Origin of the sequence: Pseudomonas nabeulensis, from assembly GCF_004682045.1 — a bacterium.
GTDB lineage: Bacteria > Pseudomonadota > Gammaproteobacteria > Pseudomonadales > Pseudomonadaceae > Aquipseudomonas > Aquipseudomonas nabeulensis.
This window is the reverse complement of sequence record NZ_QUZT01000140.1, coordinates 1-2,219: the sequence shown is the minus strand read 5'-3', so window position 1 is coordinate 2,219 and position 2,219 is coordinate 1. Positions and strand designations below refer to the sequence as shown.

Here is a 2,219-nt window from a genome sequence, read left to right as displayed (position 1 = left end):
TTCAAACCTGAAACTCCAGCATCAGTTCCGATTTGTCAGCGCTTTGTTCATGGCAAACACCGTCCCTAACAGCGAAATGACAAGAATGCCGATGACGATCCAGGCAAACGATGCAACGCCAGTGCGCTCGAGCAGAATTCCCCCAAATACGCCGCCACCGGCAACAGCCGTATTCCATCCCGTCGTGTACACAGACTGCGCAACATCCACCGAGTCACCCGCGAAACGAGACAATGCAGTCTGGGTGATCGTGGAAAATCCGCCGAAGGCAAATCCCCAAGCCATGATGGATAGATAAACCATCTGCGGGCTATCGCCCCAAAGGCCGAGCAACAGAGAAGCGAAGGCGAAGACAGCAATGCTTGCCACGGCAAGCCGTTGCAACTGGCGATCGACCCACGCACCGACACACCAGAGGCCAACGATCGACCCCGCCCCAAATACAAACAGCACGATATCTACCTTGCTGGACAAACCCGAGGGTGCTAGGAAAGGCTCAATGTAGATGTAGAGAATGTTGTGGGAGACCACAAAGGTAAAGACCACCAACAATACGGAGCGTATGCCGGTTTTGAGGAAAACACTGGAGAGCGCCTGGCGCTTTTCCTTCACCTGACCAGGAAAATCTGGAACGATTGCAACGATCCAGACCATAAGCAGTAGCGCTAGAGCCGTCATCAATCCAAAGGCACCTTGCCAGCCGATGAGCCGGCCTAACCAAGTGCCGAGTGGAACACCGAGCACCAATGCGATGGTCGCGCCAGCGCCAGAAATTGCGATTGCTCGACCGCTGAGGTGAGCCGGCGACATGCGCACAGCGTAACCCGCCAGCAAAGACCAGACGATGCCGCCAAAGACACCCGCGAAAAACCGCGCCGTGAGCGAAACGCCATAATTGTCAGACAGCGCAGTGACAAGATTGACAACTGCGAACCCGAGGATCGCAATCAGAAGCAGTGGCCGCCTGCGCATGCCCTGCGTCAGCGTCGTGACGGGGATCGCGGCGACCAATGCGCCCACTGCATAGGCAGTGATGAATTGCCCCGCAAGACTTTCTGAGACGTTCAGCCCCTGAGCGATGGAGGACAGTAGCCCCGCCGGCATGATCTCCGTAAGCAAGGTGATAAAGGCCGCCATCGCCAAAGCCAGCAATGCGCCTAATGGCAGTCTTTCCGGATTTCCAACCGCGGTATTTGTTGTCATTTAAAGCCCTTCCTTCTCTATTTCTGCGCAACCGACTGCTACGCCTGGATGCTCCCCAACAGTGTCGCGCAGCGCGGATAAATGAAAAATAGGCTATAGTTCAAAATACTTGTGACCATGAAGTCATCAATTGGAGGGTACATGGAGAACTTGGGGGCGCTGAACGTGTTTGTTCGCGCAGGTGAAGCGCTCAGCTTCACAGCCGCAGGCCGGCAACTCGGGATTTCAGCATCGGCCGTCAGCAAGGCGATCGTGCGACTGGAAGAACGCCTGAGTGTGAGGTTGTTCCATCGTTCCACCCGCACCATCAACCTGACTCCGGAAGGCTCGATATTCCTGGAGCGCTGCCGCCGCATTCTTTGCGAAGTGGAATCGGCAGAAGCAGAACTTCTACAGACTCAAAGCGCTCCGACAGGAAAGCTGCGCATAAGCCTGCCGTCGGTCGGTACGCTTTTTATGCCGAAGCTCGCTACGTTCAAGCGGCTCTACCCAGACATTGAGCTGGACTTCGACTATTCGGATCGCTTGGTAGACGTTATTGACGAGGGCTTCGACGCGGTGATTCGCACCGGCGAGCCCAGTGATTCCCGATTGATGTCGCGGCGTCTCGGCTCCTGCCGCAGAGTGATCGTCGGCGCACCGAGCTATTTCAGTCAGGCCGGTGTGCCGCACAAGCCTGCCGATCTAACCAGTCACGCGTGTTTGCTGTATCGCTTCCCAAGTACGGGAAAATTGGACACGTGGCCTGTCACACGCACTACTGATATGCCGGCGATTGAATTGCCGATCAGCATGGTGACCAACACACTCGATCCTCAGGTCTGTTTTGCCGAGCAGGGGTTGGGCATCGCTTGCCTTCCAGAGATTGCAGTGCGACAGCAATTGCAAGACGGCAAGCTAATTACCGTGCTCGACGAGTACAACCACAAAAGCATGGTCTTCCATGTACTGTGGCCTTCAAGCCGTCACCTCTCCCCGAAAATAAGGGCTTTCGTGGACTTCATCGTTGAGCACTT

Annotated in this window: 2 protein-coding genes; one reads left to right on the top strand and one right to left on the bottom strand. The window is 55.7% G+C overall.

All coding sequences use genetic code 11. The features are described from left to right. Positions 1-21 precede the first annotated feature (21 nt). A complete protein-coding gene (locus tag DYL61_RS31150) occupies positions 22-1,203 on the bottom strand; it encodes an MFS transporter (protein WP_202978054.1) in 1,182 nt (393 codons plus the stop codon). A gap of 141 nt (positions 1,204-1,344) precedes the next feature. Between DYL61_RS31150 and DYL61_RS31145 the strand changes: the two genes are divergently transcribed. Beyond that, positions 1,345-2,219 (top strand): LysR family transcriptional regulator (locus DYL61_RS31145; RefSeq protein ID WP_135311573.1); only part of this gene is annotated, 875 nt, incomplete at its 3' end.